This is a genomic window from Streptomyces flaveolus (genome assembly GCF_000716535.1).
GTDB lineage: Bacteria > Actinomycetota > Actinomycetes > Streptomycetales > Streptomycetaceae > Streptomyces > Streptomyces flaveolus_A.
Genome location: NZ_JNWV01000002.1, coordinates 122,088 through 144,726 on the forward strand (window position 1 = coordinate 122,088; position 22,639 = coordinate 144,726).

General features: G+C 72.1%; 20 protein-coding genes. 11 read left to right on the plus strand and 9 right to left on the minus strand.

Going from position 1 to position 22,639, the window contains the following annotated elements; genetic code table 11:
- Positions 1–47 precede the first annotated feature (47 nt).
- A complete protein-coding gene (locus OO52_RS01920) occupies positions 48–1,403 on the minus strand; it encodes a vWA domain-containing protein (protein WP_030639681.1) in 1,356 nt (451 codons plus the stop codon).
- Positions 1,400–2,257 (minus strand): AAA family ATPase, encoded by an 858-nt coding sequence (locus tag OO52_RS01925; protein WP_030639679.1) that lies wholly within the window; start codon positions 2,255–2,257, stop codon positions 1,400–1,402. Before OO52_RS01925 ends, OO52_RS01920 begins: the two co-directional genes overlap by 4 nt.
- Positions 2,258–2,393: 136 nt before the next feature.
- Here OO52_RS01925 and OO52_RS01930 point away from each other — a divergent pair, with 136 nt between their 5' ends.
- From OO52_RS01930 to OO52_RS01945, 4 genes are all read left to right on the plus strand, one after another.
- Entirely contained in the window at positions 2,394–2,969 is a 576-nt protein-coding gene (locus tag OO52_RS01930) for a TetR/AcrR family transcriptional regulator (RefSeq protein WP_030639677.1), read from the plus strand.
- Between the two features lie 398 nt (positions 2,970–3,367).
- Entirely contained in the window at positions 3,368–4,048 is a 681-nt protein-coding gene (locus OO52_RS01935; protein WP_030639674.1) for an ABC transporter permease, read from the plus strand.
- On the plus strand, positions 4,045–4,716 hold the full coding sequence (locus OO52_RS01940; RefSeq protein ID WP_030639672.1) for an ABC transporter permease: 672 nt from the start codon (positions 4,045–4,047) through the stop codon (positions 4,714–4,716). The genes OO52_RS01935 and OO52_RS01940 overlap by 4 nt, the downstream gene beginning before the upstream one ends.
- Positions 4,713–5,732 carry an ABC transporter substrate-binding protein gene (locus tag OO52_RS01945; RefSeq protein ID WP_420711421.1) on the plus strand — a complete coding sequence of 340 codons (1,020 nt, stop codon included), beginning with the start codon at positions 4,713–4,715 and terminating at the stop codon, positions 5,730–5,732. The genes OO52_RS01940 and OO52_RS01945 overlap by 4 nt, the downstream gene beginning before the upstream one ends.
- A 6-nt stretch (positions 5,733–5,738) precedes the next feature.
- Here OO52_RS01945 and OO52_RS01950 read toward each other — a convergent pair whose 3' ends face one another.
- The 7 genes from OO52_RS01950 to rhaI all read right to left on the minus strand — a co-directional run bounded on the left by OO52_RS01950 (position 5,739) and on the right by rhaI (position 14,679).
- A complete protein-coding gene (locus OO52_RS01950) occupies positions 5,739–6,893 on the minus strand; it encodes an ABC transporter ATP-binding protein (RefSeq protein WP_030639668.1) in 1,155 nt (384 codons plus the stop codon).
- Between the two features lie 74 nt (positions 6,894–6,967).
- Positions 6,968–7,609 (minus strand): LutC/YkgG family protein, encoded by a 642-nt coding sequence (locus tag OO52_RS01955; RefSeq protein WP_030938023.1) that lies wholly within the window; start codon positions 7,607–7,609, stop codon positions 6,968–6,970.
- Positions 7,606–9,084, minus strand: coding sequence for a LutB/LldF family L-lactate oxidation iron-sulfur protein (locus tag OO52_RS01960; RefSeq protein WP_030639665.1), 1,479 nt, complete (start codon positions 9,082–9,084; stop codon positions 7,606–7,608). Before OO52_RS01960 ends, OO52_RS01955 begins: the two co-directional genes overlap by 4 nt.
- Complete coding sequence (locus OO52_RS01965) at positions 9,081–9,836, minus strand: (Fe-S)-binding protein (RefSeq protein WP_030639664.1); 756 nt, start codon at positions 9,834–9,836, stop codon at positions 9,081–9,083. The genes OO52_RS01960 and OO52_RS01965 overlap by 4 nt, the downstream gene beginning before the upstream one ends.
- A 72-nt stretch (positions 9,837–9,908) precedes the next feature.
- Positions 9,909–11,372, minus strand: coding sequence for a rhamnulokinase (locus OO52_RS01970; RefSeq protein ID WP_030938026.1), 1,464 nt, complete (start codon positions 11,370–11,372; stop codon positions 9,909–9,911).
- Complete coding sequence (locus OO52_RS01975) at positions 11,369–13,408, minus strand: bifunctional rhamnulose-1-phosphate aldolase/short-chain dehydrogenase (protein ID WP_030639662.1); 2,040 nt, start codon at positions 13,406–13,408, stop codon at positions 11,369–11,371. The genes OO52_RS01970 and OO52_RS01975 overlap by 4 nt, the downstream gene beginning before the upstream one ends.
- A gap of 110 nt (positions 13,409–13,518) precedes the next feature.
- Complete coding sequence (gene rhaI / locus OO52_RS01980) at positions 13,519–14,679, minus strand: L-rhamnose isomerase (RefSeq protein WP_030639661.1); 1,161 nt, start codon at positions 14,677–14,679, stop codon at positions 13,519–13,521.
- 306 nt (positions 14,680–14,985) lie between these two features.
- Here rhaI and OO52_RS01985 point away from each other — a divergent pair, with 306 nt between their 5' ends.
- From OO52_RS01985 to OO52_RS02015, 7 genes are all read left to right on the plus strand, one after another.
- A complete protein-coding gene (locus OO52_RS01985; RefSeq protein ID WP_030639660.1) occupies positions 14,986–16,503 on the plus strand; it encodes a sugar ABC transporter ATP-binding protein in 1,518 nt (505 codons plus the stop codon).
- Positions 16,500–17,570 carry an ABC transporter permease gene (locus tag OO52_RS01990; protein WP_030639659.1) on the plus strand — a complete coding sequence of 357 codons (1,071 nt, stop codon included), beginning with the start codon at positions 16,500–16,502 and terminating at the stop codon, positions 17,568–17,570. The genes OO52_RS01985 and OO52_RS01990 overlap by 4 nt, the downstream gene beginning before the upstream one ends.
- Positions 17,563–18,537, plus strand: coding sequence for an ABC transporter permease (locus OO52_RS01995; protein WP_030639658.1), 975 nt, complete (start codon positions 17,563–17,565; stop codon positions 18,535–18,537). Before OO52_RS01990 ends, OO52_RS01995 begins: the two co-directional genes overlap by 8 nt.
- A gap of 113 nt (positions 18,538–18,650) precedes the next feature.
- Positions 18,651–19,730, plus strand: a complete 1,080-nt coding sequence (gene rhaS / locus OO52_RS02000) for a rhamnose ABC transporter substrate-binding protein (RefSeq protein ID WP_030639657.1) — start codon at positions 18,651–18,653, stop codon at positions 19,728–19,730.
- A gap of 17 nt (positions 19,731–19,747) precedes the next feature.
- On the plus strand, positions 19,748–20,068 hold the full coding sequence (locus tag OO52_RS02005) for an L-rhamnose mutarotase (RefSeq protein WP_030639656.1): 321 nt from the start codon (positions 19,748–19,750) through the stop codon (positions 20,066–20,068).
- A 16-nt stretch (positions 20,069–20,084) separates the two neighbouring features.
- Complete coding sequence (locus tag OO52_RS02010) at positions 20,085–21,422, plus strand: BNR repeat-containing protein (protein ID WP_030639655.1); 1,338 nt, start codon at positions 20,085–20,087, stop codon at positions 21,420–21,422.
- Between the two features lie 55 nt (positions 21,423–21,477).
- Entirely contained in the window at positions 21,478–22,515 is a 1,038-nt protein-coding gene (locus OO52_RS02015) for a LacI family DNA-binding transcriptional regulator (protein WP_030639654.1), read from the plus strand.
- Positions 22,516–22,639: the final 124 nt, after the last annotated feature.

Here is a 22,639-nt window from a genome sequence, read left to right on the forward strand (position 1 = left end):
ACGCGGCCGTGCCGGCACACCGGGCGATCACGGTCTCGCGCCCCCTCTCACACCGGCAGCAGTCCCGCGATCAGCTCGCTGAGCTGCCTGGCCGTGCGGCACTCGTGCATCTCCACCAGCTCGGCGTACGCGGGCGCGGCCGAGTCGCCGGTGCCCCAGCGGTCGCGTGGCTCGGGGTTGAGCCAGTAGACGCGCCGGGCCCGCCGGGCCAGCTCGCGTACGGCGGGCAGGTTCGGGTCGCTCATGTTCGTGCGGGCGTCACCGAGGACGAACACCGTCGTACGCGGCCCCACCGCACCGCCGTACCGCTCGGCGAACTCGCCCAACGCCACGCCGTAGTCGCTGCTGCCGTGCCAGCCGGTGAGCGTGGCCTCGGCGCGGATGCGGGCGCCGAGACCGTCGGGGTCGGCACGGCCGTGGTCGAGCAGGCCGGTGACCTCGTCCAGCCGGTTGACGAACGCGAACACACGCACCTTGCTGAACTGGTCGTGCAGGGCCTGCACGAGGAGCATGGTGAAGTCCGAGAAGCCGGACACCGAGCCGGACACATCGCAGAGCAGCACGAGTTCCGGCCGGACCGGACGGCGCCGCCGCAGCACCGGCCGCATCGGCACGCCGCCCGTGGAGAGCGAGGAGCGCAGGGTGCGGCGCAGGTCGATCGTGCCGCGCGCGGCCCGGCGGCGGCGCGCGGCGAGCCGGGTGGCCAGCTTGCGCGCCAACGGCTGCACCGCCCTGCGGAGTTCGGTCAGCTGGTCCCGGTTCGCGATCAGGAAGTCGACCCGGTCGGCGGTCGGCCGCACACCGCGCCGCGCGATCTCGTCCCGACCGCGCCGCTCGGCCACCCGGCGCCGGGCCTCCGCCCCCACCAGCCGCCGGAACTCCTCGATGCGACGCCGGATCTCGTCGTCCAGCAACCGGTCCGCGAACCCGGCGCCGCTGTCGCCGTTCCGGCCCCGGATGTCGGCCCGCACCCGGGCCAGCAGGGTCTGGGGGCGCAGCCGGTCCAGCGTCTGGTACGCCGACCAGCCGTCCGAGCCCGGTGAACTCCCGTACCCGCCCAGCCCGTCGACCGCCTCCGCGGCCAACTGGGCCATCATCGCCCGGTCGTCGGCGGCCAGCGCCTCGGCGAGCCGGTCGCGCAGGGTCTCCCGGTCCCGGGGGGCGTCCTCGGGACCGCCGACACCGCGCGGGAAGTAGAGGTCGAAGACCGAGTCGAACACGGCCCGTTGGCCCGGTCCGTGCAACAGCGTCGCCGCCAGCCCCTCACGCAGCAGCTCCCGGTCCGCGAGTCCCAGCGCCTCCACCGCCCGCGCCGCGTCCACGGTCTCCCCGGTGCCGATCCGCACCCCGTGTGCGCGCAGCGCCCCGGCCAGGCCGGTGATCCGGTCGGCGACGGCGGTCACAGCGCGTCCAGGTCGAGCTTGGCCGCCGCCTTCTGGATGTCGTCCTGGTGCTTGAGGATCACCCCGAGGGTGTCCCGCACGACGGTCTCGTCCAGCGTGCCGGCGCCCAGGGCGAGCAGGGTGCGGGCCCAGTCGATGGTCTCGGCGACGGACGGCACCTTGCGCAGGTCCATCGCGCGCAGCGCCCCGACCACCCGGACCACGGACTCGGTCAGCGCCGCGCCGAGGCCCGGCACCTTCAGCCGTACGATCCGCCGCTCCAGCTCCTCCTCGGGGAAGCCGATGTGCAGGAACAGGCAGCGGCGGCGCAGCGCCTCGGACAGCTCACGGCCGGCGTTGGAGGTGAGGACGACGAACGGGCGGCGGGTCGCCGTGACCGTGCCCAGCTCAGGGACCGTGACCTGGAAGTCGCTGAGCACCTCCAGCAGCAGCCCCTCCATCTCGACGTCGGCCTTGTCGGTCTCGTCGATGAGCAGCACGGTCGGCTCGTCGCCGCGGATGGCGGTCAGCAGCGGACGGGGGAGCAGGAACTCCTCGGTGAAGATGTCGGTACGGGCCTCGTCCCAGCTCTCGCCGCGGCCCGCGCTGATGCGCAGCAGTTGCTTGGCGTGGTTCCACTCGTACAGCGCCCGGGACTCGTCCACGCCCTCGTAGCACTGGAGCCGGACGAGCCGGGCTTCGGCCACCTGGGCGACGGCCTTGGCCAGCTCGGTCTTGCCGACCCCGGCGGGGCCCTCCACCAGCAGCGGCTTGCCCAGCCGGGCGGCGAGGAACACGGTCGTGGCGACGGCGGGCGAGGCGAGATAGCCGGTCTCGGCGAGGCGGGCGGAGACGTCGTCGACGGACGTGAACAACGGGGCCTCCGGCGGGGTCGGGGACAGGGGCGGAGCGGAGCGGTGTCCGACGTCTATCTAAGCGCTTGTTCAGCTTCCGCGCCACGGTGTACACCGATCGGTGTCCTTTGTCGGCGTGTCGCGGTAACCTCACGGTATGACCACCAGCACGCAGAAGGCGTCCCCCCGCGACCGGCTGCTCGACGCCGCCGCGCGGCTCTCCTACCGCGAGGGTGTCTCCATCGGCATCGAGGCGCTGTGCCGGGAGGCGGGCGTCTCGAAGCGGTCGATGTACCAGCTCTTCGACAGCAAGGACGAGATGCTGGCCGCCAGCCTGGAGCGGCGGATGCCGGGGTACCAGGCCCGGCTGACCCACCCCGATCCGGCGGCCGCGACCCCGCGCGAGAGCATCCTGTACGTCTTCGAACAGATGGAGAAGGGCTCCCTGGATCCCGAGTACCACGGCTGCCCCTACCTGGCCGCGCTGGTCGAGCTGAAGGATCCCGAGCATCCGGCGAGCGTGGTCGCCCGCGAGGCCAAGGACACCCTGCTGAGCGCCTTCCGCGCCGAGGCGGAGCGGGGCGGCGCGCGGGACCCCGAGCTGCTCGCCCGCCAGCTCCTGCTCGTCTTCGACGGCGCCAACGCCCGCGCCGGCGCCCGGGTGGAACGCCTGGACGACGGACTCGCCACGACGACGGCGACGGCCCTGCTGGACGCGGCGGGAGTCCACTAGGCCCTGTCGGTTTGGATCAGCCAGCTACGAGGAGCGGTGCCATCTAGCCGAGCCGAGCCGAGCCGAGCCGAGCGGGGTCTGGTGCGTGCGGCTGCAAGGCGGAGGAGGGCGACAACGCGATGGGGGTCCCCCCGCGCGAGCGCAGCCGAGCGCGGGGGAGTCGGCAACCGACGACAACGCGGCGGATGCGCGTGCCAGGCCCCGCGACGCCGTGATGATCCAAACGACAGGGCCTAGCCACACGCCCCTGGCTCCGGGCCGCCAGGGCACACACCCCCGGTCGGGGTCGTCACGGCACGCCCCCTCACCAGCCACCAGGACCAGCCGCCACGACAGCCGCCCCCCGTCCGGGTCACCACAACGCGCCGCCCCTCTCGCCCGCCCGGTCCAATGGATCCGTGATCGCGCCCCCGGACGACTGCCTCGCGCGCAACGAGTGGATCTGCGGCGCCTATCTGAGCACCCGCCGCCAGATCCTGCTCGACGCGGTCGTCCAGCACCTTGAGCTGACCTTCCTGTCGGTCCTGATCGGCCTGGTCATCGCGCTGCCGCTGGCGGTGCTGGCCCGTCGCTGGGGCTGGGCGGCCGGCCCGGTCCTGGCCGTGACGACGATCCTCTACACCATTCCGTCGCTGGCCATGTTCTCCCTGCTCCTGCCCCTCTACGGCCTCTCGGCCACCCTGGTCGTCGCCGGACTCGTGCTGTACTCGCTCACCCTGCTCGTCCGGAACATCCTCGCGGGCCTGCGCGCGGTTCCGGAGGAGACCCGGCAGGCCGCGCGAGGCCTCGGATACGGCCCCGTCCGCCTGCTGCTGACCGTGGAGCTGCCCCTGGCCCTGCCCGCCGCGATGGCCGGCCTGCGCATCGCCACCGTCTCGGCGGTCTCCCTGCTGACGGTCGGCGCGATCGTCGGCTTCGGCGGTCTCGGCAACCTGATCTACGCCGGCATGAACACCTACTTCAAGGCCCAGGTGCTCACCGCGTCCGTGCTCTGCGTGCTGATCGCCGTCGCCGCCGACCTGCTCCTGCTGGGCGTCCAGCGGCTGATCACCCCCTGGACGCGGGCGGCCCGCACATGAGCACCCTCACCGCCGCCTGGGACTGGCTCACCGACCCCGCGCACTGGTCGGGCGACGACGGCATCCGGCACCGGCTGCTCCAGCACCTCCTGCTCACCGTCGTCTGCCTGGTCCTCAGCTGCCTGATCGCGCTGCCCGTCGCGCTCGTCCTCGGCCACCTCGGCAAGGGCGGCGCGCTCGCCGTGAACATCTCCAACGTCGGCCGGGCCGTGCCCACCTTCGCCGTGCTGGTCCTGCTCCTGCTGACCCCGGTCGGGAGGTGGGGCGACGGCCCCACGGTGGTCGCCCTCGTGCTGTTCGCCGTACCGCCGCTGCTCACCAACGCCTACGTCGGCATGCGTGAGGTCGACCGCAGCGTCGTCCAGGCCGCCCGGGGCATGGGCATGACCGGCCGACAACTGCTGTTTCACGTGGAACTGCCCCTTTCGCTCCCCCTGCTGCTGAACGGTGTACGGATCGCCGCCGTCCAGCTCGTCGCCACCGCCACGATCGCCGCGCTCGCGGGTGGCGGCGGCCTCGGCCGGATCATCACGGCGGGCTTCAACCTCGCCAGCACACCCCAGGTGGTCGCGGGCGCGCTGCTCGTCGCGGTGTTCGCCCTGCTCGTGGAGGCCGTCTTCGAGATCGCCGAGCGACTGGCACCCACCTGGGTCCGGGGCGGCCGATGAGAGACCGACCGGCGAGGACACCCGCCACCCTCGCACCACCCAGCCGCCGTACGGCACGCGCCGGGCCCGCGCTCCTGAGCCGCCGTACCGCGCTCGCCACGTCCGCCCTCCTCGCGCTGGGCGCCTGCGCCACCGGTCCGTCCCTGGAGGACCGCGGCCAGGTCACCGCACCTCCCGGGGACAGCCGTCACCTGACCATCGGCTCGGCCGGCTTCACCGAGAGCGATCTGCTCGCCCAGATGTACGCCCAGCTGCTCGATCAGGCCGGCTACAAGACGTCCCTCCTCACGGTCGCCAACCGGGAGCTGTACGAACCGGCCCTGGAGTCCGGCCAGATCGACGTCGTGCCCGAGTACGCGGCGACCCTCGCCGACTGGCTGAGCGCCAAGACCCACGGCGCCGACGCGCCCCCGGCCGGCTCGCCCGACCTCGGCACCACGATGAAGGCCCTGCGCGCCCTCGCGGCACCCCGTGGCCTCACCGTCCTCCCGCCCGGCCGTGCCGTCGACCAGAACGCCTTCGCAGTGACCGCCGCCTACGCCCACCGGCACCACCTCAGGACCCTCAGCGACCTCGGCGCCTCCGGACTGAAGGTGCGGCTCGCGGCGGGCGACGAATGCGTGCGACGGCCGTACTGCGCGCCCGGGCTGAAGAAGGTGTACGGCATCGCCATCACCGGCGTCGATCCCAAGGGTGTCGGCACCACCCAGGCCAAGCGGGCCGTGCAGGAGGGCCGCGACCAGATGGTGCTGACCACCACGACCGACGCCACCCTCGACTCCTTCGGCCTGGTCCTGCTCGCCGACGACAAGCGACTGCAGAACGCCGACTACGTCGTCCCGGTCGTCAACCGCTCCCGCGCGGGCGGTGCCGGCGTGGCGAAGGCGCTCGGAAGGCTCAACGACGTCCTCACCACCGGCGACCTGGCCGCCATGAACCGGCAGGTCGACAGCTGGCGGCGGCTGCCGGCCGACGTGGCCCGCGCCTACGTCGAGGACAAGGGCCTGCTCAAATGACCCGGCTCAGGCGTCCGCCACCGAGTCGAACGGCACCTGCCCCCGGGCCACCCCGCGCGCGTCGGCGTCCACCGAGCGGCGCAGTGCCTCGTGCAGCTTCGCCGGGGTCAGCACGCCGAGGAACCGCGCCCCGTCCAGCACGGCGACCCACCCGGCGTCGTGCTGGAGCATCACCCCGAACGCCTGCTTCAGCGGCGCGCCGACCGGCACCCAGGCGGTCATGCGGTGGGCGAGTTCCCCGACTGTGCCGCCCGCCGGCAGTTCCTCGATCCCGACCCAGCCGTGCAGGTCACCGCCCGTGTCCAGGACCACCGCCCACCGGGCGCCCTCGGACCGCAGCCGCTCCAGGGCCCGCGCGGCGGGCTCGTCGGCGCGGGCCACGGGCGGCTGCTCCAGGTCGTCCGGCTCGATCGCGGTGACCGACAGCCGCTTCAGCCCGCGGTCGGCGCCCACGAAGGAGGCGACGTACGGCGTCGCGGGCGACCCGAGCACCGCGCCGGGCGTGTCGAACTGCTCGATGCGGCCCTGCCCGTACACGGCGATCCGGTCGCCGAGCCGGACGGCCTCCTCGATGTCGTGCGTGACCAGCAGCACCGTCTTGCGCACGGCCGCCTGCATCCGCAGGAACTCGTCCTGCAACTGCTCGCGCACCACCGGGTCGACCGCGCCGAACGGCTCGTCCATCAGCAGCACCGGCGGATCGGCGGCCAGCGCCCGCGCCACGCCGACCCGCTGCCGCTGACCGCCGGACAACTGCTCCGGATAGCGGGGCCCGTACGTCTTCGGATCCAGCCCCACCAGGTCCAGCAGCTCGGCCGCCCGGGCCCGCGCCTTCGCCCGCTTCCAGCCGAGCAGCGCGGGCACGGTCGCGGTGTTGTCCAGGACGGTGCGGTGCGGGAAGAGGCCCACCTGCTGGATGACGTACCCGATCCGGCGGCGCAGCCGCACCGGGTCGACGGTCGCGATGTCGTCGCCGCCGACGAGGATCCGGCCGGAGGTCGGCTCGATGAGCCGGTTCACCATCATCATGGTCGTCGTCTTGCCGCACCCGGAGGGCCCGACGAGCGTGACCAGTTCCCCCTCGGCCACCTCGAAGGAGAGGTCGTCCACGGCCGTCGTACCGTCCGGATACCGCTTGGTGACCTGCTCGAACCGGATCATTCCCTCACGCTACGGCAGGACGCCGCGCGCCTCATTCCGTCGTGCCCCGACCGGCGGACTCGCGGGAGGTGCCGTCAGCCGAGGAGGATCACCTCCAGGGTGCGGGGGCCGTGGACGCCCTCCACCCGGTCCAGTTCGATGTCGCTGGTGGCCGACGGGCCGGAGATCCAGGTCAACGGGCGGGCCGGATCGAGGCGTTCGAGGGCCTGGGGAACGGAGGAGACGACCTGGTCCGGTACGCGGACGACACAGATGTGGTGGTCCGGGACGAGCGAGATACGGCGCCGTCCCTGGTCGGGGGAGCCGTCGAGCACGATCGTGCCGGTCTCGGCGATCGCCACGGCACACCCCGTCAGCACGCTGTCCACCCGGTCCAGCCGCTGGGCGGTGTCCGCCGCCCGGTCGTGGATGCGCACGGGATTGGCGGCGGACAGCCACTCCGGCGGCAGCCCCGGCGGGACCAGCACCTCCTGGGAGCAGCGCTCGGCCAGCAGCCGCATGACGAGCAGCGGCAGCTCCTCCGCGTCGCAGCGGTGCACGATCGCCCGGTAGTCCACCAGGTTCTCCGCCAGCAGCTCCACCGTCTCCTCGGTGCTCCGCCGCCCGTGCTCGCGCAGATAGTCCCGGGCCACGGCCTCCTCGTACGGCCCCTCGTCCGCGGGTACGTCCGCGAGCGCGCGCCGCACCCGGCCCAGGATCCGCTCCCTGCTGCTCACTTCGCACCGTCCTTCCCGCCGCGCGTGCGCTGCCACCAGTCCCGGAACGGTTCCGGCGGCACGGCCGGCAGGTCCCGGGTGCCGCTCCACGCCCGGCCGGGGCCAGGCAGGGTACGTGGGTGCAGGCGGCGGGTCCGGGAGGCCAGCCGCTGGCCCGTGCGCAGCGCGCCGGGGTGGGTGAACGCCCAGCGCGCCGCCCGCATCGCCGCCCGCTCGGCCGCGTGCCCCTTCGCCGGCTGGAGCACCACCGTGTTGCCCTGCCGTACCGCCGGGCCGCCCTCGACCACCCGCTCCCGCAGGTGCACCAGCACCTCGGGGATGTCGATGGCGACCGGGCACACCTCGTAGCAGGCCCCGCACAGGCTCGACGCGTACGGCAGGGAGGCGTCGATCTCGCTGGCCGTGCCCCTCAGCTGGGGGCTGAGGATGGCGCCGATGGGACCCGGGTAGACCGAGCCGTACGCGTGCCCGCCCGCCCGCTCGTACACCGGGCACACGTTCAGGCAGGCCGAGCAGCGGATGCAGCGCAGCGCCTGGCGGCCGACCCGGTCGGCGAGGGTGTCGGTGCGGCCGTTGTCGAGCAGGACCAGGTGGAAGGCGCTCGGACCGTCGCCGTCCGTCGTCCCGGTCCACGTGCTCGTGTACGGGTTCATGCGCTCGGCGGTGGAGGAGCGGGGGAGGGTCTGCAGGAAGACCTCCAGGTCACGCCAGGTGGGCACCACCTTCTCGATGCCGACGACCGAGATCAGCGTCTCCGGCAGGGTCAGGCACATCCGGCCGTTGCCCTCCGACTCCACCACGACCAGCGTGCCGGTCTCGGCGACCATGAAGTTGGCGCCGGAGATGCCGACCTTGGCGCGCAGGAACTTCTCCCGCAGGTGCAGCCGGGCCGCCTCGGCGAGTTCGGCCGGCGTGTCCGTCAGGCCCTCCGGGGCAGGGCGGCCCCACTCGCCCATCTCGGTGCGGAAGATGTCCCTGATCTCGCCCCGGTTGCGGTGGATGGCCGGGACCAGGATGTGCGAGGGGCGGTCCTTGCCCAACTGCACGATCAGTTCGGCGAGATCGGTCTCGTAGGCGCGGATGCCCTCGGCCTCCAGGGCCTCGTTGAGGCCGATCTCCTGCGTGGCCATCGACTTGACCTTCACGACCTCCGACTCGCCGGTCTCCTTGACCAGCCGGGCGACGATCCGGTTGGCCTCCTCGGCGTCCGCCGCCCAGTGGACCGTACCGCCGGCCGCGGTGACCGACTCCTCCAACTGGACGAGGTAGCGGTCGAGGTGGCGCAGGGTGTGGTCCTTGATCCGGCTGCCCGCCTCGCGCAGCGCCGCCCAGTCGGACAACTCGCCCACCGCCTTGGCCCGTTTGGCCCGGATGGTGTGGGTGGCGTGCCGCAGGTTGCCCCGCAGGACGGGGTTGTGGACGGCGTCGTGCGCGGCCTTCGGGAAGGCCGGCATGCCGAGATACGTTCCGGTCATACCGCCGGTTCCTCCTCCGTGCTCGCCAGGATCTCCGCGATGTGCACCGGCCGCATGCCCGTCCGCAGCCGGCTCATCGTCCCGCCCAGGTGCATCAGACACGAGTTGTCGGCCGCGCACAGCACCTCCGCGCCCGTCGACTCCGCGTTGCGCACCTTGTCGGCGCCCATCGCCGCCGACACCTCCGCGTTCTTCAGCGCGAACGTGCCGCCGAAGCCGCAGCACTCCTCCGCGCCCGGCAACTCCACCAGCTCCAGCCCCTTGACGGCCTGGAGCAGCCGGCGCGGCCGGTCGCCGAGCCCGAGGCCGCGCAGCCCGTGGCAGGTCGGGTGGTAGGTCACGGTGTGCGGGTAGTAGGCGCCGACGTCCGTCACCCCGAGGACGTCGACCAGGAACTCCGTCAGCTCGTACGTCTTCGGCACCACCGGCGCCAGCGTCCGCGCCAGCGTGTCCCCGCGCCCCTCGGCCCGGGCCCGCTCGCCCATGCGCGGATACAGCTCCCGCACCATCGCCCCGCATGACCCGGACGGGGTCACGATCGCCTCGTACTCCCCGAAGACATCGGAGAAATGCCGGGCCAAGGGCTCGGCCTCATGCCGGTAGCCGGTGTTGTAGTGGGCCTGTCCGCAGCAGGTCTGCGCCATCGGGAAGTCGACGTCGACACCCAGTCTGGTCAGCAGCTTCACCACGGCCCGGCCGGTGTCCGGATACAGCGTGTCGTTGACACAGGTCAGGAACAGGGCGACACGCATCGCGGCTCCTCGGTGTCGGTCATCGGACGAGTGCAGGGTAGTCGGCGGGCGGCCCCGACGGGAGAGCGCGGCTCACCGGGTGGCGAGCCGGGACTGGGCCGCCCGCCACGGGCCGGTGTCGCCGCGCGGTGTGTACCGGGTGAGCGGCTGGGTCCGGGTGAGCAGCCGGCGCAGGGCGGCGAGATCGCCGACGAGCCCGTCCGTGCGGGCCTGCACGAGGACGTTGCCGAGTGCCGCCGCCTCGGTGGCGCCGGCCACCACGGGCAGCCCGCAGGCGTCGGCCGTGAGCTGGCACAGCAGCGCGTTGCGGGTGCCGCCGCCGACCAGGTACACCACGTCCACCGGATGATCGGCCAGCCGCTGCGCGTCCAGCACGGCCCGCCGGTGGGCGAGGGCCAGGGAGTCGAGGATGCACCGGGTGATCTCGGCCCGGCTCTCCGGCACCGGCTGCCCCGACGCCCGGCAGGCCTCGGCGATCCGCTCCGGCATCCGCCCCGGCGCCAGGAACGCCTCGTCCCCGGCGTCCACCACCGAGCGCAGCGCCGGCACGGTCGCCGCCTTCCGCAGCAGCGCCCCGAGATCCGGCCCGCCCCAGGCCCGTACGCATTCCTGGAGCAGCCACAATCCCATGATGTTGCGCAGATAGCGGACGGTGCCGTCGAGCCCCAGCTCATTGGTGAAGTTCGCGGCCCGGCTCTCCTCGGTGAGCACCGGAGCGGACAGCTCCAGGCCGGCCAGGGACCAGGTGCCGGTGCAGATGTAGGCGAAGCGCCCCCCGGTCGCCGGGACGGCGGCCACCGCCGACGCGGTGTCGTGCGAGCCGACGGCCGTCACGGGCACGGGACCGGCCAGGCCCGTCTCCGCCAGCACCTCCGGTCGCAGTGTCCCGGCCGGATCGCCGGGCTGTCGCAGCGGCGCGAACAGGCCGAGGTCGATGCCCAGCCGCTCGGCGACCTCGTACGACCAGTCCCGGGTCCGGGGATCGACGAGCTGGGTGGTGGAGGCGTTGGTCAGCTCGGTGCCCTGTTCGCCGGTGAGCCAGTACGTCAGCAGGTCCGGGATCAGCAACAGCCGCCTGGCGTGGGCGAACTGCTCCGAGTTCCGGGCGGCCGTGAGCTGGTAGAGGGTGTTGAACGGCGCGTACTGGATGCCGGTCGCCGCGTACAGCTCCGCCGCCGGCACGGTCGCCCACACCTTCTCCGCGACGCCCTCGGTGCGGGCGTCGCGGTAGTGCACCGGGTTGCCGAGCAGGGCCCCGTCGGCGTCCAGCAGGCCGTAGTCGACGGCCCAGCTGTCGACGCCCACGGAGGCGAGCCCTCCGTCGCAATGGGCACCGGCTTCCCGGAGCCCGTCGAGGACACCGCCGTAGAGCGCCAGGACGTCCCAGCGCAGCTCCTCGGGGACGCGCACCGGCCGGTTGGGGAACCGGTGCGCCTCGCTCAGCTCCACCGAGTCCGGGCTCACCCGCCCCACCATCACCCGCCCGCTGGAGGCGCCGAGGTCGACCGCGGCGTACGACTTCACGTCCGCGCTCATCGCAGGAACGCGGCCGCCACACCCGCGTCGACCGGGATGTGCAGACCGGTGGTGTGCGTGAGCTCCCCGCCCGTGAGCGCGAACACCGCGTTCGCCACGTGCTCGGGCAGCACCTCCCGCTTCAGGATCGTCCGCTGCGCGTAGAACTCGCCCAGCTTCTCCTCCGGCACCCCGTACACGGCGGCCCGCTGCGCCCCCCAGCCCCCGGCGAAGATCCCGGACCCGCGCACCACACCGTCGGGGTTGACCCCGTTCACCCGGATCCCGTGCTCCCCCAGCTCGGCGGCCAGCAGCCGCACCTGGTGGGCCTGGTCGGCCTTGGTGGCGGAGTAGGCGATGTTGTTCGGCCCGGCGAACACGGCGTTCTTGGAGGCGATGTAGACGATGTCACCGCCCAGCCCCTGCGCGGTCATCACCCGCGCCGCTTCCCGCGACACCAGGAAGGACCCGCGGGCCATGATGTCGTGCTGGAGGTCCCAGTCCCTGGCCGACGTCTCCAGCAGCGGCTTGGAGATGGAGATCCCGGCGTTGTTCACGGCGAGGTCCACCCCGCCGAAGGCGAGGGCGGCCGTCCTGAACGCGGCGGCGATCTGCTCCTCGTCGGTGACGTCCACGGTGACGGCGACGGCCTTGTCGGGCCCGCCCAGCTCCTCGGCGACCCGCGCCGCGCCGTCGCCGTTCAGGTCGGCGACGACGACACACGCCCCCTCGGCGGCCAGCCGGTGCGCGATGGCCTTGCCGATCCCGCTGCCGGCCCCCGTCACGAGCGCGACCCGCGTGGCGAGCGGCTTGGGCTTCGGCATCCGCTGGAGCTTGGCCTCCTCCAGCGCCCAGTACTCGATCCGGAACTTCTCGGCTTCCTCGATCGGCGCGTACGACGACACCGCCTCGGCCCCGCGCATGACATTGACGGCGTTGACGTAGAACTCGCCCGCCACCCGGGCGGTCTGCTTGTCCTTGCCGAAGCTGAACATGCCGACGCCCGGGACGAGCACGATGGCCGGGTCGGCGCCGCGCATGGCGGGGGAGTCGGGCTGGGCGTGCCGCCGGTAGTAGGCGGCGTACTCCTCGCGGTAGGCGGCGTGCAGCTCCCGCAGCCGCGCGACGGCGTCCTCCAGGGGCGCGGCCGGCGGCAGGTCCAGGACGAGCGGCCGGACCTTGGTGCGCAGGAAGTGGTCCGGGCAGGAGGTGCCGAGGGCGGCCAGCCGGGGGTGCTCGGCGCGGGCGAGGAAGTCGAGCACGGCCTCGGAGTCGGTGAAGTGCCCGACCTGCGGCCGGTCCTGTGACGCCAGACCCCGGACGTACGGCGCGAGAGCGGCGGCCCGCTCCCTGCGCTCGGCCTCGGGCAGGGCCTCGTACCCTTCGACGACCGGCCCGAAGGGCTCCGCCTTCCCCTTCTCCGCGAGGAACGCCTCGGCGGTCCGGATGATGTGCAGCGAGTTGCGCTCACACTCCTCGGACGTCGATCCCCACGCGGTGATCCCGTGCCCGCCGAGGACGCAACCGATGGCCTGCGGGTTGGCCTCCTTGATCGCGGCGATGTCCAGCCCGAGCTGGAATCCGGGCCGCCGCCACGGGACCCACACCACGCTGTCCCCGAAGCACTCGGCGGTCAGCTTCTCCCCGTCGGCCGCGCATGCGAGCGCGATGCCCGAGTCGGGATGCAGATGGTCCACGTGCGGGGCGTCCACCAGCCCGTGCATGGCGGTGTCGATGGAGGGCGCGGCCCCGCCCTTGCCGTGCAGGCAGTAGTCGAACGCGCCGACCATCTCGTCCTCGCGCTCGACACCGGGGTAGACGTCCACGAGGGCCCGCAACCGGTCCAGTCGCAGCACGGCCAGCCCGGACTCGGTGAGCGTGCCGAGGTCACCCCCGGACCCCTTCACCCACATCAGCTCCACGTCACCCCCGGTGACGGGGTCGGTGGCGGTGCCCTTGGCGGACGCGTTCCCGCCGGCGTAGTTGGTGTTGCGGGGGTCGGAGCCGAGCCGGTGGGAGCGGTCGAGGAGGGCGGTAACTTCGGGATGGGTCGACATGGCAGTCAGTTCCTGTTCAGGGGAGGGGGAGGACAAGAAGGGGCGCGGGGAACGGCGCGATCAGCCACATACGGCCCGCACCCCGCAGACGACGGAACTCGGCGGACGCTTCACGCCCCCCAACCGGCCTGCTCCCCACCCACGCGCTCGGCAACGATCTTCTCGGCCCACCCGGACCGCGCATACGCGCCCATCGGATCGGGGTCCAGCCCCGACTCCTCACGGACCTCGCGGAGCAGCCCCCGCACATCCGTGTTGTACGCGTCCATCAGCACGGCATTGGCCCCCAGCACGTCACCCGAGGCCTGAGCGTCGGCCAACACGGCCTTGTCCACGAGCAGTGCCTTGGCCGTGGCCTCCTGGACGTTCATCACCGACCGGATGATCGCGGGGATCTTGGCCTCGATGTTGTGGCACTGGTCGAGCATGAAGGCGACCTCGGAGGTGAACCCCCCGCCGCGTACCACCTCGTACATGATCCGGAAGAGCTGGAACGGATCCGCCGCCCCCACCATCAGGTCGTCGTCGGCGTAGAACCGCGAGTTGAAGTCGAACCCCCCGAGCTTCCCCTCCCGCAACAGCGTCGCCACGATGAACTCGATGTTGGTCCCCGGCGCGTGGTGCCCGGTGTCGACGACCACCTGGGCCTTGTCGCCGAGCTTGAGGCAGTGCGCGTAGGCGGTCCCCCAGTCCGGGACGTCGGTCGTGTAGAAGGCCGGCTCGAAGAACTTGTACTCCAGCAGCATCCGCTGCCCCTCGCCGAGCCGCGCGTACACCTCGGCCAGCCCCTCGGCGAGCCGGTCCTGCCGGGCACGGATGTCGTCCTGCCCGGGATAGTTCGTCCCGTCGGCGAACCACAGCTTCAGGTCCCGTGACCCGGTGGCGTCCATGATGTCGACGCACCGCAGCAGGTGGTCGACGGCCTTGCGCCGCACCGCCGCGTCCGGATGGCAGATGCTGCCCAGCTTGTAGTCGTCGTCCTGGAAGGTGTTGGAGTTGATCGCGCCCAGCCGCACCCCCCGCTCCTCGGCGTACTTCGCGAGCGCCGCGTAGTCGTCCACGGTGTCCCACGGGATGTGCAGGGCGACCGTCGGCGCGACCCCGGTGAAGGCGTGCACCTGGGCGGCGTCCTCCAGTTTCTCCCACGGCGAGCGCGGCACACCGGCCTGGGCGAACACCTTGAACCGGGTGCCCGAGTTCCCGTACGCCCACGACGGCGTCTCGACGGCCTGGGTCTTGAGCGCGGCCTTCACCGCGGCGAGGTCGGTCACTTCGGGGCTCCTGTGGTGTCGGGGGTACGACTGAGCGGATGTCGGGCGGAACGGCCGAGCATGCGAACGCAGAATGTGAAACGATTCAGGACGGCAAGCTAGGTGCCGCTCGGAGGGGTGTCAAGGACTCCGGCGAACCCCGCCTTCCGTGACCCCGCTGTGACCTTTGGCTATCGAAAACTTTTCGATACGGACCCATTGACGTGACATGACTGTGGTGCCTACGGTCCCGGCAATCCATTTGAAACCTTTCACGACACCGTGGCGGCCTCGCGGCCCCTCCGCCGGTGTCGTCGAGGAGCCCCCATGACCCACCCGCCTGACACGGGACCGGCCCCGGTGCTGGCACTGAAGGGCGTCTCGAAGTCCTTCGGCGCCGTACGCGCCCTGAGGGACGTCTCCCTGGAGCTGCTGCCCGGCGAGGTGCACGCCCTCGCCGGTGAGAACGGCGCGGGCAAGTCGACGCTGATCAAGACCCTCGCCGGAGTGCACCGGCCGGACACCGGTCAGGTGCTGCTCGACGGCGAGCCCGTCGTCTTCCACGGCCCCGGCGACGCCCGCGACGCCGGCATCGCCGTCATCTACCAGGAACCCACGCTCTTCCCCGACCTGTCGATCGCCGAGAACATCTTCATGGGCCGCCGGCCCCGGCGCGCCCTCGGCCGGATCGACCACAAGGCCACCCACGCGGCCACGGCGGCCCTGATGCAGCGGCTCGGCGTCGACCTCGACCCCGACCGGCCGGCCCGCGGCCTGTCCATCGCCGACCAGCAGATCGTGGAGATCGCCAAGGCGCTGTCCTTCGACGCCCGGGTCCTGATCATGGACGAGCCGACCGCCGCCCTCACCGGCAGCGAGGTCGCCCGCCTCTTCGGCGTCGTCCGCACCCTGCGCGAACAGGGTGCGGCGGTGCTGTTCATCTCCCACCGGCTGGAGGAGATCTTCGAGATCTGCCAGAAGGTCACCACGCTGCGGGACGGCGCCTGGATCGCCAGCGAGCCCCTCGCCGGGATGACCGAGGACGACCTGGTCCGCCGCATGGTCGGCCGCGACCTGGCCGAGCTGTACCCGAAGCAGCAGGTCCAGGCCGGTGACGTCGCGCTCAGCGTGCGACGGCTGACCCGGGAGGGCGTCTTCACCGACGTCTCCTTCGAGGTCCGGCGCGGCGAGATCGTCGGCCTCGCCGGGCTGGTCGGCGCCGGACGCACCGAGGTCGCCCGGGCCGTCTTCGGCGTCGACCGCTGGGACGCGGGCGAGGTCGAGGTCGCCGGACGCCGGCTCACGAACGGTGCCCCGTCCGCCGCGATGGCGGCCGGACTCGCCCTCGTGCCGGAGGACCGGCGGGCCCAGGGCCTGGTGATGGACATGTCCATCGAACGGAACATCGGCCTGACCGGACTCCGTACGACCGCCCGGGCCGGGCTGATGAACCGGACCGCCGAACGCAGCCGGTCACTGGACTGGGCCGTGAAGCTCCAGGTGAAGTACGCCCGGATCGCGGACGCCGTCTCCACCCTGTCCGGCGGCAACCAGCAGAAGGTCGTCCTCGCCAAGTGGCTCGCCACCGGCCCCCAGGTGCTCATCGTGGACGAGCCGACCCGGGGCATCGACGTCGGCACCAAGGCCGAGGTGCACCGGTTGCTCGGCGAGCTGGCCGCCGACGGTGTCGCCGTCCTGATGATCTCCTCCGACCTGCCCGAGATCCTCGGCATGGCCGACCGCGTCCTGGTGATGCACGAGGGCCGGATCACCGCCGAGATACCCCGCGCCGACGCCACCGAGGAGACCGTGATGGCCGCAGCCACCGGGAGGGCCGCCGCATGACGGTCACCACCACCGACGAGACCCCCGTCGCCGGGGCACCCCGGTCGAGCGGCACCCGGCTGGTCGACCGGGTCTTCAAGATGCGCGAACTCGCCATCCTGGCCGTCTTCCTGCTGATGATCGCCGTCACCCAGGCGGGCAACAGCGAGTTCCTGTCCGAGCAGGGCATCAAGGACCTGCTCCTCAACGCGACGATCCTGGTGCTGGTCGCCACCGGCCAGTCACTGGTGGTCCTCAGCCGCAACGTCGACCTGTCCGTCGGCTCCACGCTCGGCATCAGCGCCTTCGCCGCCGGAAGCTATCTGCAGGGCGGCGGGAACGCGGTCGTCGCGATCCTCCTCGCCGTCCTGCTGGGCATCGGCCTCGGGCTGCTCAACGGCCTCCTCGTGAGCCTCGGCCAGGTCCCCGCCCTCGTCGTCACCCTCGGCACGCTGTACGTCATCCGGGGCGTCGACTCCATCTGGGTCGGCTCCCGCCAGATCACCGCGGCCGACCTGCCCGGCGGCTTCGTCGACTTCGGCTCCGGGGGCATCTCCGCGATCCCCTGGCTCGCCGTGATCGCGCTGGTGGTGCTCGTGGCGACGGGCTACTACCTCAAGCACTACGGCAGCGGCCGGGAGCTGTACGCCCTCGGTTCCAATCCGGAGGCCGCCCGGCTCGCCGGCATCCCGGTCCGCAAGCGCATCCTGGCCGCGTACACCTTCTGCGGGGCGCTCGCCGGACTCGCCGGCGCGATGTACCTGGCCCGGTTCGGCAACGTCGACTCCGGCACCGGCAACGGCTACGAACTCACCGTCGTGAGCGCCGTGGTGGTCGGCGGCATCGCCTTCACCGGCGGCTCCGGCAGCGTCTACGGCGCCGCCCTCGGCGCCCTGCTGCTCACCTCGATCAACAGCGTGCTGCCCGCGCTCGGCGTCAGCTCCGTGTGGGTGCTCGCCATCAACGGCGTCCTGCTGCTGCTCGCCATCGCCGTCGACCGGATCGTGGCGCTGCGCGTGGCCGCCGCCCTGAAGAAGAAGTCGGCCCCCAGGAGGTCCGCCATGGCGAAGGAGAAGGCCGGTGCCTGAGTCGCTCACCCGCGCGGTCCGCTGGGACACGGTCGTCGGCGCGCTGCTCATCGTCCTGTTGCTGCTGTCGTTCGGCTTCGTCGACGGCTTCGGCAACGCGCTCAACCTGTCGTTCCTCATCGGCAACACGCTCCCGATCGCGCTGATCGCCCTGCCGATGACCCTGCTGGTCGTCGCCGGCGAGATCGACCTGTCCGTCGCGTCCACGGCCGGGCTGTCCGGCGCGGTGATGGGCAAGCTCTGGAACGAGGGCATGGCCATCGAGACGATCATTCCGCTGTGCCTGCTGCTCGGGGTGGCGTGCGGGCTGGTCAACGGCCTGCTGGTGACCCGGCTCGGGCTGCCGTCGCTGGCGGTCACCATCGGCACGCTGGCCGCGTACCGGGGAATCGCGCAGATCGTGCTCGGCTCCGACGCCGTGACCGACTTCCCCTCGCAGTACCTGGACTTCGCCGCCGGTCGCCTCGGGGACTCCTTCCTGCCGCAGGCCTTCCTGCCCTTCCTGGTGCTGCTCGCCATCGCCGTGGTGCTGCTGCACGCCACGCCGTTCGGCCGGTCGCTGTTCGCGATCGGAGCGGGGGAGGAGGCGGCACGGTTCGCGGGGATCCGGGTGAAGCGGACCAAGCTGCTGCTCTTCGTCGCCACCGGGGTCATGTCCGCGCTGACCGGTGTCTTCTGGGCGCTGCACTACGCCAGCGCCCGGTACGACAACGCCACCGGGCTCGAGCTCTCCGTCGTGGCCGCCGTGTTGCTGGGCGGGATCGACTTCGACGGGGGCAAGGGAACGATCGGTGGTGCCATCGCCGGTGTCTTCCTGCTGGGTGCGCTGCAGAACGTGATGAGTCTGCTGAACGTCTCGGCCCAGTCGCAGATCGTCGTCACCGGTGTGCTGCTCGTGGTGTCCGTGCTGGGCCCCCGGGTCGCGCGGCAGATCTCCCTCGCGCGGGCGGCCGGTTCCACCGGATAGGCCGTCCGCCGGCCGCCCGCGGCCGGTCGCGCACGCGGCGGAGCCGCACCTCGGTACAACCCGCGCCCTCCAGGGCGCACCACCTACTCCACTCTCGACAAGGGGCCCCTTCCATGCGCAAGCCAACCCTCCGCCGCACCTGTGCCGCCCTCGCCGCCGGCACCTCCCTCGCCCTCGCGCTCACCGCCTGCGGCGGCACCACCAAGAAGGACGTCAAGGACGACAACGCCTCCGCCGCCTCCGCCGGCAAGGCCGATCCGAACGCCGCCACCAAGAAGGGGCTGACCGTCGGATTCCTGCCCAAGCAGGTCAACAACCCCTACTTCACCACCGCCGACAAGGGCGGTGAGAAGGCGCTCGCCGAGCTCGGGTCGAAGTACAAGGAGGTGGGGCCCAGCAGCGCCACCGACACCGCCGGGCAGGTGAGCTACGTCAACACGCTCACCCAGCAGCGGGTGAACGCCATGGCGGTGTCCGCGCAGGACCCGGGGGCGCTGTGCACCGCGCTGAAGCAGGCCATGAGCAACGGCATCAAGGTCGTCACCTACGACTCCGACACCAGCCCGGGCTGCCGCAACGCCTTCGTCTCGCAGGCCAGTGCCGAGGACCTGGGCCGTACCGAGGTGCAGTTGCTCGCCAAGCAGATCGGGTACAAGGGCGAGATCGCGATCCTGTCGGCCGCGCAGACCGCGACCAACCAGAACACCTGGATCGGCTACATGAAGGACGAGCTGAAGGACCCGAAGTACAAGGACGTCAAGCTCGTCAAGATCGCGTACGGCAACGACGACGCCCAGCAGTCCTTCCAGCAGACCCAGGGCCTGCTCCAGGAGCACCCGAACCTGAAGGGGATCATCTCCCCGACCACCGTCGGCATCAAGGCGGCCGCCCAGTACCTGTCGGGCTCCAAGTACAAGGGCAAGGTCAAGCTGACCGGGCTCGGCACCCCCAACGACATGCGCAAGTACGTGAAGAACGGCACCGTCGACGCCTTCGAGCTGTGGGACCCGGCCAAGCTCGGCGCCCTGGCCGCCCGGACCGCGGTCGCGCTGGCCTCGGGGCAGATCACCGGCAAGGAGGGCGAGACCTTCAAGGCCGGCGCCACGACGTACACCATCGGCAAGGACGGCGTGATCAACCTGGGCAAGCCGACCGTGTTCGACGCCAAGAACATCGACCAGTTCAACTTCTGAGACGACGGGGGCTCTTGATGCGGCGCGTGTGCTTCCTGCTGAAGGTCAGGGCGGACCGGCTCGACGAGTACCGTGAGCGTCACGCGGCCGTCTGGCCGGAGATGCTCGACGCCCTGAAGGCGACCGGCTGGCACAACTACTCGCTCTTCCTGCGCGAGGACGGCCTGCTCGTCGGCTACCTGGAGACCGAGGACTTCGCCGCCGCCCAGGCGGGCATGGCGGCCACCGACGTCAACGCGCGCTGGCAGAAGGAGATGGCACCGTTCTTCGAGTCCCTGGACGGTACCCGGCCCGACGAGGCCATGCGACCGCTCACCGAAGTGTTCCACCTCGACTGACGCGGGAGCCGCGCGGATGAGACCCTCCGTCACCCGGCAGGGCGTCACACAACTGGACGCCCACGCCGTCTACTTCGTCTCCTACGACGGCCTGGTCAACACCAACTCGTTCCAGAAGAACGGTCTGTTGACCCATCGAGGCCACCAGTACGCCGCCTGGTACACGGCGAGCCGCGACGCGGTCGTGGCCCGCCGGGCCCTCGGTGCCACCGACTGGTCGACGGTCACCCTGCCGCACCGGCTCAAGGCCGACGACTCCCACAACGTCATCTCCCTGGGCGTCTCCGCCGTCGACGGCCGCCTCCACCTGACCATGGACTCGCACAGCGACGGCTTCTTCTACGTCAAGTCCGCCGCCGGGCTGCTGGACGACCCCGCGTCCACGGCCTGGACCCCGTCCGCCTTCGGTGCCGTACAGACGACACTCGACGGCCTGGCGCTCACCTCGCGGTTCACCTACCCGCAGTTCGTCGCCACGCCCGAGGGGCGGCTCCAGCTCAGCTACCGCGCCGGAGTCTCGGGCGACGGCCGCAACGCCCTGGCCGAGTACGACGGTTCGCGGTGGACGGCGCTGGGGGAGTGGACCGACGCGACCGGCACGTACACCAGCGCGCTCGGCTCCAGCACCGCCCGGAGCATGTACCTGCACGGCATCGACTACGACAGGCGGGGCCGGCTGCACGCCCTGTTCACCTGGCGGGAGCGGGACGCGGCCGTCATGCGCGGCCGCGGCAGTCTCACCAACCACGACACCGGCTATGTGTACTCCGACGACCGGGGCCGCACCTGGCGCAACGACGCGGGCGCGGTGGTCGGTGTCACCGGCGGGTCCGAGAAGGTCTCCGTCGGCGCGAACGGTCTCGTCGTCGACCCGCTGGGCCCGGACCACGCGCTGATGAACCAGGAGAGTCAGTTCACCGACTCGGCGGGCCGCCCGCACGCCGTCGTCAGCCACGTCCCGGTCCGTTCCGGGCCGTGCACCAAGGACTACGTCGCCGACCGGACCGCCCACGGGCGCGCCTTCCACCTGTGCAAGACTGCCTCCGGTGGCTGGCGGAAGACCGAGATCCCCGTCCCGCTCCGCTCCAGTCAGCGCACCGGACTCGTCCTCGACCGGTACGACAACGCCTACGCCGTCCTCCCGTTCGGCCGGATCGCCGCGGCCTCGCGGGCCTCCGGGTACACCGACTGGACGCTCCTGTTCGACGGCGCCGGGCTGAACGCGTTCGGCGAGGTGGTGGTCGACGAGACCCGGATCAGGGCGGACAACGTCCTGTCGTTCCTGTACCAGGAGAAGTCCGCCGGCACGACGCCCTCGGCGTTGTACGTGGCCGACTTCGCCCTGTCGGCGTGACGGTAATGTGAAGGTCGTCCCGCCGCATCCCCGTTCCCTGGAGGTCCGAAGCCCGATGGCCCAGTCGGTGGGTATCAAGGATGTCGCCCGCGCCGCCGGAGTGTCGGTGGGCACGGTGTCCAACGTCATCAACCGCCCGGACACCGTCGCCGGGGAGACCCGTGCCCGGGTGCTGTCCGCGATCGACCGGCTCGGCTACGTCCGCAGCGAGTCGGCGCGCCAGCTCCGGGCGGGCCGCAGCCGGATCATGGGGCTGCTCGTGCTCGACATGGGCAACCCCTTCTTCGTGGACGTGGCGCGCGGTGCCGAGCGCGCGGCCCGGGAGGCCGGTCTCGGCGTGATGGTCTGCAACAGCGCGCAGGACGCCGCCGAGGAGGCCGAGTACCTGTCGCTCTTCGCCGAACAGCGGGTGCGGGGCGTGCTGCTGACCCCGGCGGACGCCACCGGCCGCAACATCGCCGCCTTCCGCCGGCACGGCATCCCGTTCGTACTGGTCGACCGGGTCGCCGAGGGCACCACCGAGTGCTCGGTCTCCGTGGACGACGTCGCGGGCGGCGCGCTCGCGGTGCGGCACCTGGTGGACGCCGGGCACCGTTCGATCGCCTACGTCAGCGGGCCGCCCGGGCTCAACCAGGTCCGCGACCGGCGCACCGGCGCGCTGAACGCCCTCGCCGAGGCCGGGCTCGGCCCCGAGGCCCTGCGCGAACTGCCCACCGAGCGGCTCGACGTGGCCGCCGGCCGGGACGCGGGCGCCCGGCTGCTCGGCCTCGCCGACCGGCCCACCGCCGTGTTCTGCGCCAACGACCTGCTCGCCCTCGGCGTGCTCCAGGCGATGTACGCGGCGGGCGTGACCGTGCCGGACGACCTGGCGATCGTCGGCTACGACGACATCGAGTTCGCCGCCGCGGCGGCCGTACCCCTCACCTCGGTGCGCCAGCCCGCCGTCACGATGGGCGCCCTCGCCGCCGACCTGCTGCTGGAGGAGACCGAGCAGGGCGAGGAGGACGGCAAGGGCAAGCGGAAGCACGAGCACCGGCGGGTGGTACTCCAGCCGGAGCTGGTGGTGCGCCGCTCCAGCCTCGCCGCGCGCTGAGCCCCGCGGTGTGCCCGGCGCCGAGCCTCGCGCCGGCCGGAAGCGCCGGCCGGAAGTGCTGACCGACAGTTCAGCAACAATGCATGATCCCGGGGCTCGGCCCACGCCCGCTCATGTGCTCAAC

Coding starts and splice junctions, on each gene's coding strand:
- OO52_RS01950 (WP_030639668.1), bottom strand. CDS start 6,893: ATGATCCGGTTCGAGCAGGTCACCAAGCGGTATCCGGACGGTACGACG.
- OO52_RS01930 (WP_030639677.1), top strand. CDS start 2,394: ATGACCACCAGCACGCAGAAGGCGTCCCCCCGCGACCGGCTGCTCGAC.
- OO52_RS02005 (WP_030639656.1), top strand. CDS start 19,748: ATGCGGCGCGTGTGCTTCCTGCTGAAGGTCAGGGCGGACCGGCTCGAC.
- OO52_RS01960 (WP_030639665.1), bottom strand. CDS start 9,084: ATGACCGGAACGTATCTCGGCATGCCGGCCTTCCCGAAGGCCGCGCAC.
- OO52_RS02015 (WP_030639654.1), top strand. CDS start 21,478: ATGGCCCAGTCGGTGGGTATCAAGGATGTCGCCCGCGCCGCCGGAGTG.
- OO52_RS01990 (WP_030639659.1), top strand. CDS start 16,500: ATGACGGTCACCACCACCGACGAGACCCCCGTCGCCGGGGCACCCCGG.
- OO52_RS01985 (WP_030639660.1), top strand. CDS start 14,986: ATGACCCACCCGCCTGACACGGGACCGGCCCCGGTGCTGGCACTGAAG.
- rhaS (WP_030639657.1), top strand. CDS start 18,651: ATGCGCAAGCCAACCCTCCGCCGCACCTGTGCCGCCCTCGCCGCCGGC.
- OO52_RS02010 (WP_030639655.1), top strand. CDS start 20,085: ATGAGACCCTCCGTCACCCGGCAGGGCGTCACACAACTGGACGCCCAC.
- OO52_RS01940 (WP_030639672.1), top strand. CDS start 4,045: ATGAGCACCCTCACCGCCGCCTGGGACTGGCTCACCGACCCCGCGCAC.
- OO52_RS01945 (WP_420711421.1), top strand. CDS start 4,713: ATGAGAGACCGACCGGCGAGGACACCCGCCACCCTCGCACCACCCAGC.
- OO52_RS01965 (WP_030639664.1), bottom strand. CDS start 9,836: ATGCGTGTCGCCCTGTTCCTGACCTGTGTCAACGACACGCTGTATCCG.
- OO52_RS01970 (WP_030938026.1), bottom strand. CDS start 11,372: ATGAGCGCGGACGTGAAGTCGTACGCCGCGGTCGACCTCGGCGCCTCC.
- OO52_RS01975 (WP_030639662.1), bottom strand. CDS start 13,408: ATGTCGACCCATCCCGAAGTTACCGCCCTCCTCGACCGCTCCCACCGG.